The organism is Salifodinibacter halophilus (assembly GCA_012999515.1).
Lineage (GTDB): Bacteria > Pseudomonadota > Gammaproteobacteria > Nevskiales > Salinisphaeraceae > Salifodinibacter > Salifodinibacter halophilus.
On record JABEEB010000190.1, the window covers coordinates 1 to 278 of the forward strand.

Annotated in this window: 1 protein-coding gene; it reads left to right on the forward strand. The window is 62.9% G+C overall.

Annotated features, from left to right (window positions below):
- A partial coding sequence (locus HKX41_11265; GenBank protein ID NNC24710.1) for a hypothetical protein occupies positions 1–158 on the forward strand: 158 nt, incomplete at its 5' end.
- Positions 159–278: the final 120 nt, after the last annotated feature.

A 278-nucleotide genomic window follows, 5' to 3' on the forward strand; every position in this document is an offset into this window, starting at 1 on the left:
TGCCGGCGCAGACCTTGTATCGCCTGGTCGGGGTCGGGTTGTCGGGATTCGCCGAGGAGGGCGAGGTGTTGGCGCAGTCGGATCTGTTCGCTGCGTCGTTCGAACTCGATGTGCAGGGGGAGTGGGACGGCGACGCGGAGGTTGGGGCGGAGGATTGAGGTTGTTGCGTCGGTTGGCGGTCATGTCGATGACGAACCGAAGCGATGCAGTTCCGACGAAGTCGCCCGAAGTTCCGCAACCGCCAGTCCGTCATTCCGGCGAAAGCCGGAATCCATTTT